Here is a 5,611-nt window from a genome sequence, read left to right on the forward strand (position 1 = left end):
CGCGTCCCGGGCGCTCGCGGCGGTGCGGCGGGCAGGGGGCCGGGCGCCGGTGGCGTGCCGCGTCCCGGGCGGCGCACCGCGACCGGGACGAGCAGCGCCAGCAACGCCAGACCGCCGAACAGCGCGCCCCGGTAGGCGGTGTCGGGCGCGTACCGGAGTGTGATCGTCCCCGACGTCCCGGCGGGGACCTCGAAGCCCTGCCGCCAGCCGTCCAGCCGGACCGGCCGCAGCCTGCCGCCGTTCTCCGTCGCCGCCTCCCAGCCCGCGTTGTAGTTCTCGTTCACCACCAGGACGGACCTGCGTTGCGCGTTCACCTGGACCCGCCGCTCGCCCGCGTCCCACGACCGGACGGTGACCGGTTCCGTGCGGCCGGGCGCGGCCCCGGCCAGCGCGCCGCCGGGGTCCACGGTCAACGCGTCCACCCGGAACCGGCCGCCGCCCGCGCTGACGCGGTTGTCGCCGTCCGCGAGCCGGACGTCCCGGCACGCCCGGAACGTCACCGGACGCCCGGCGAGCACGTCGTCCGCCGTCCCGGAGACGCGGGTCTGCACGGCGCGCCCGTTGAGTGTGAGATCGGGGCCGGTTCCGCAGGACGTCGTGAACGGCCGTGCGGCCCGCCCACCGGAAGCATTCGGAGCGCTGGGCACGCCGGGGACGCCGGGAATGGCGACCTCGGACACCTGGACGGGTATCTGGGACGTCATGAACCGCAAGGTCACCCGGTCCGTGCGCATCGGCGCGAACCGCAGCCTCCCGGCCCCGTCGAGCAGTCCCTCGCGGACCGCGCCGTGCCGTCCGAGCACGGTCACCGTCATCGCGCCGCGCACCCCCGGCGGCCGGGTCACGGTCACCTCGCCCACCTTCAGCGTCCGCCCCCAGGAGAGCGTCAGCGTCGGCCGCTTGTCGCCGCCCGCCGCGATCCAGGTCGTCGCCGGGTCGCCGTCCACGGCCGAGCGGGGCTGCGCGGGGGCCTCGGCCGTCCACGTCGAACTCGCCACGACGCGGGTCCGCGCGTGGCCGCGGGTGAGCCGGTCGGCCAGGCCCGGATCGGTGACGACGGCCCGGCCGGTGACCGCCGCCGTCCCGCCGCGGCCGGTGAAGACGCGCCGCAGGACCGGCCCGTCCTCGTCGCCGCGCGCCAGGTCGGGCGAGCACACCCAGCGGACCGAGCCGCGCATGCACTCGCTGCGCGGCGGCGTCACCCGGCCCATGACCTGCGGCGACGTCGTCCCGCCCCGCTGCCTGGGGACGGCCGGGAGGCGCAGGTACCGCTCGGCGGTCACGCCGGGGATCGACAGCTCCCGGACGCCCACCCGCGCGCCCTCAGGCGGCGTCCCGGCGACCGCGACGATCCGCAGCCGGACCCAGGACGTCGGGCCGGGCGGGGCCGTCAGGGTCTGGGTGCCCGCGACCGGCCGGACGTCCTGCTCGCGGCTGCCGCGCTCGGTCTCGACCGCGACGCGCGCCGGGGCCGGGCCGAGCAGGTCGTTGCGGGCGAAGGCGACCTGGAGCGCGCCGGGGTCCAGGCGCGCTGGGAGGTCCACGCGCAGCCACTGGCCGACCGGGCCGCGCGTGCCGCCGGTGGTCCACTGGGTGGCGGGGTCGCCGTCGAAGGCGGCGGACGGCAGCGCGGACGGGTCCTCCAGCCCGACCGGGGTGTCCGGGTCGGCGGCCGAGGACGACGCCGTGACCGCCTTCACCCCGGCGTACTCTGCGACCGTCCGCGCGCCGTCCCACGCCGGGTCGCCCGGGTCCGGGCCGAGGCCGCCGGACGCGTCCGGCTCCGCGCCCGCGGGCAGCGTCGGGCCGATCTGCGCGCGGATCTCCGACCGCGACCGGGTGCGCAGCCGCGCCGCGTCGGACGCCACGGACGTCCCGCCGAGGTCGGACGCGTCGTCCCCGACCAGCACCGGACGGCCCTTGAGCACCCCCGCGTCGGCCAGGTCGAGCAGCCCCTCGGGGCCGCCGCGCAGCCGGACCGCGCCGTCCGCGGCGACCAGCGAGGCCACCTGCTGAGCGCCGCCCACCTGGTAGACCTCGACCGCCGGATACGGCTGGTCGCGCGAGCCGACCGCGTCGTCGCCCCAGCCGCCCGGCTGGAACCCGAACGCCGCGACGCGCTTCACGCCCGGCGAGCCGTCGAGCGCCTGGCGCACGCGCGCGGGCCACGCGCCGAGCAGGTCGCCGCGCGCGAGGTCGTTCCGGACGAGCAGGTACCGGACGCCGGAGCGCGCCAGCACCTCGGCGAGCCCGGCCGAGCCCCGGCCCGCCGTGACGCGCTGGTCGATCGCGTCAAGGAGCCGCGCGTATCCCGGTGACCCCTGCGGGACCATCTGCCGCGCGCCCCAGCGCGTCCGCAGCAGCGGCTGGACGACGTCGTCCATCGGCCGTCCCCAGGTGTAGTCGCCCGTCCGCGAACCCGGCAGGGCCAGGACGGACTGCTCCCCTGCGCGTGCGTTCAGCCAGGCCGCCGCGTCCCGCCAGTAGCGCGGGACGTCGGGGAACCCGCCGGGCGCGGCCAGGCCGCTCGCCATCGCGGGCGTCGCGACGGCGACCAGCGTCGCGCCCGCCGCCGCGAGCGCGCCGAGCCGCAGGCGGCGCTCCCGCAGCGTCCCCGGCAGGTGCGCGATGCCGAGCGCGCGTCCCCGGCAGGTGCGCGATGCCGAGCGCGAGCGGCAGCCGGACCATCCCGTCGAACTTGTACAGGTTGCGGAGCGGGGCGAGCGGGCCGTCCAGCAGGTCGCGCAGGTGCGGGGCGAGCGGCCCCTCGATCCGGCTCATGTGCCCGGCCGCGACGACCGCGACACCGCCGAGCAGCACCAGCAGCGGGAACGTCCGGTCCGGGAGGTCGCGGCGGACCAGCCCGGCGAGCCCGAGCGCGGCGAGGACGGCGGTCGCCACGACCAGCCACGCGCTCGCGGCCAGCGCGTCCCCGACCGGCAGCGCCTGCGGCAGGTAGTTGATCCAGCGCTCGGCGCCGCGCAGCACGTCCACCAGGCCCGTGGTCGCGGTCGTCGTGTCGGCCTGCTCGGTGTAGCCGAGCCAGGAGAACCCGTAGCGCCCGGTCAGGACGAGCGGCACCAGCCACCAGCCGACCGCGCACGCCACCGCGCCCGTCCACCAGCCGAGCAGCCGGAACCGGTGCGTCCCGCGCGGACGGGTCAGCAGGAACAGGAACGGGACGGTCAGCACCGCCACGGTCGCGGTGCCGTTGATGCCGCCGCACAACCCCACGGCCAGCCCGGACCGGGCGGCGGCGCGGATCCGGCCGCCGTCCCGCCGCGCGGCCGTCGCGAGCGGCACGACCGTCCACGGCAGCATCGCGAGCGGCAGGTACTCCCACGAGTTCTGGCCGAGCGCCGACAGCGCGTGCGGGCTCAGCGCGTACGCCGTGCCCGCCGCGAGCCGCGCCGCCGGACCGCCGATCTCCAGCCGCGCCGCGAGCGCCCGCACGCCGAGCAGCGCCGCGCACATCAGCAGCGCGAACCACAGCCGCTGGACGATCCAGGGCGGCATCCCGGCGGCGTGCCCGAGCCAGTAGAACGGGCCCATCGGGACGAAGTACCCGGCCGCCTGGTTCTGGAGCTGCCCGAACTGCTCGGGGTCCCACAGGTGCAGGGCCCGGCCGAGGAACGCGCCGGGGTCCAGCACCATGTCGACCTTGGTGTCGGCGAGCAGCAGGCCAGGTTTGGTGCAGACGGAGAGCGCGGTCAGCGCCAGGCAGCACACCAGCACGCGCAGCCGGTCCCGCAACCGCGGATCGACGGACGCCTCGACGGGAGCGGCGTCCGCACGCACGGAGCCGTCACGGCCGGAGTCGCGAGCGGAGCCACGGCTGCCGGAGTCGCGGGGCGCGGGGGCGCCGGTCTCGGGGACGGCGGGCACGCCGTCCGGCATGGTCGCGGACGAGTCGCCGAACACCCTGACGCCCTCCCCCGGACCCGCTCCGTCCCGTTCCCCGCCTCCCGCCGGGTCAGCGTTCGGCGGCGGAGCCAAGACCCTCCTCGCCTCCGCCCGCCACCCCGCCGGCGTCCTCGACACCGTTCCGGTCGGCGTCCTCGACGCCGTTCCGGTCAGTGACCTCGACACCGTTCCGGTCGGCGTCCTCGACGCGGCCGAGCAGGCGCTCGAACGGGGTCGCGGGGCGCACCGGGACGGCCTCGCCGAAGGCGACCAGCTCGTCCCGGACCGGGCCCTCCGCGACGAGCAGGTGACCGTCACCGTACCGGCGGACGACCTGTGCGTCCGCACCGGCCGTCCCGCTCGTCCCGCGCCGGACGGACGCCGCGACCAGCGCGCCCATCCGGTCCGCGGTGCGCTCCCAGTCGAACTCGGCCGCCCACGCCCGGCAGGCGGCGGCGACGGCGTCCCGGCGGGCGGGGTCCGCGAGCTCCTTGAGCGCCCGGTCCAGGGTGTGGACGAGCTCGGCGGCGTCGCCGGTGTCGGCGGCGAGCCAGCCGGTCGCGCCGTCCCGGACCGCGTCGCGCAGGCCGTCCACGTCGTAGGCGATCGTCGGGACGCCGAGCGCGGCGGCCTCCGCGACGACCAGGCCCCAGCCCTCGCCGCGCGACGCGCTCAGGTGCAGGTCGGCGTCCGCGACGAGGGCGGCCTTCTCGTCCTCCGGCACGAACCCGAGCAGCTCCACCGCCCCGCCGAGCCCGCGCGCGGCGATCTCGGCGGCGAGCCGGTCCTGCTCGGGGCCGCGCCCGATGATCCGCAGCCGCAGTCCCGGGCGCTCCGGCAGGCACCGTTCGACCAGGTCGAGCAGCAGGTCGGCGCGCTTGTGCGGGACGAGCCGCGTGACGCACACCAGCCTCGGCGCGGCCGGGTCCGGCCGCCGTCGCGGGGGCGGCGGGTTCGCCGCGCCCGACGGCGGGCCGTCCTGCGAGGGGGTCGCGTGCGGCGAAGGCGTCACGTGCGGCGAAGGCGTCACGTGCGGCGCGTCCACGCCCACCGGGACCAGGTAGACGGGGCCCGTCCAGGCGAGCCGGGTCCGCAGCGCCTCGACCGTGGTGGGCGAGATGGCGGTGCAGGCGTGCCGCCGGTACGTCCGGCGCGCGACCGGGCCCTCCAGCGTCCGGCCGATCCAGGCGAGCCACGGCGGGAAGTACAGCGCGAACTGCTCGTCGTGGACGTGGAAGATCGCGCAGAGGACGGGCGTGCGGCGCGGCAGCGCCCACGGCGTGAAGAACGGGATGCCGTTCTGGCAGTCCACCACGGCGTCGAAGCTCCGCCGGTGCGCCAGCATCCACGCCAGGACCAGCGGGTACACCGTGAACCGGCCGCCGAGCCGGACGAGGTCGACGCCGTCCACCCGCTCGCGGCGCGCCTGCCCCGGCGCGCGGCAGGTGACGTAGGTGACGCGGGCGCCGCGCGCGGCGAACCGGCGGGCGAGCTCCCAGGCGTACCGTTCGGCGCCGCCCGCCGCCGGATGCGCGGGGTCCCGCCAGTTCACGATCGCCACGCGCAGGCCGCGGACGTCGTCGTTCGTCATCCCGGTCCGGCCCCGCTGATCTCGGGGAGCGGCGGCAGCACGACCCGCCCGGCGGTCTCGGGCTGCGCGGGACCGGCGGACGCGCCGGACGCCGCGCCGGACGCCGCGCCGGACGCC

General features: G+C 78.0%; 2 protein-coding genes and 1 pseudogene. All 3 read right to left on the reverse strand.

Features of this window, described 5'->3' with window-relative positions; all coding sequences use genetic code 11:
* Positions 1-2,534 (reverse strand): alpha-(1->3)-arabinofuranosyltransferase domain-containing protein (locus tag DZF91_RS14105; RefSeq protein ID WP_328589168.1); only part of this gene is annotated, 2,534 nt, incomplete at its 3' end.
* Positions 2,535-2,637: 103 nt separating this feature from the next.
* Positions 2,638-3,897, reverse strand: a pseudogene (locus DZF91_RS42670) (alpha-(1->3)-arabinofuranosyltransferase domain-containing protein); the annotation flags it as partial.
* Positions 3,898-3,973: 76 nt separating this feature from the next.
* A complete protein-coding gene (locus DZF91_RS14115; protein WP_117357929.1) occupies positions 3,974-5,494 on the reverse strand; it encodes a glycosyltransferase family 4 protein in 1,521 nt (506 codons plus the stop codon).
* Between the last annotated feature and the right edge of the window lie 117 nt (positions 5,495-5,611).

It is taken from the genome of Actinomadura logoneensis (genome assembly GCF_003428695.1).
Taxonomy (GTDB): domain Bacteria; phylum Actinomycetota; class Actinomycetes; order Streptosporangiales; family Streptosporangiaceae; genus Spirillospora; species Spirillospora logoneensis.

Coding starts and splice junctions, on each gene's coding strand:
- DZF91_RS14115 (WP_117357929.1), bottom strand. CDS start 5,494: ATGACGAACGACGACGTCCGCGGCCTGCGCGTGGCGATCGTGAACTGG.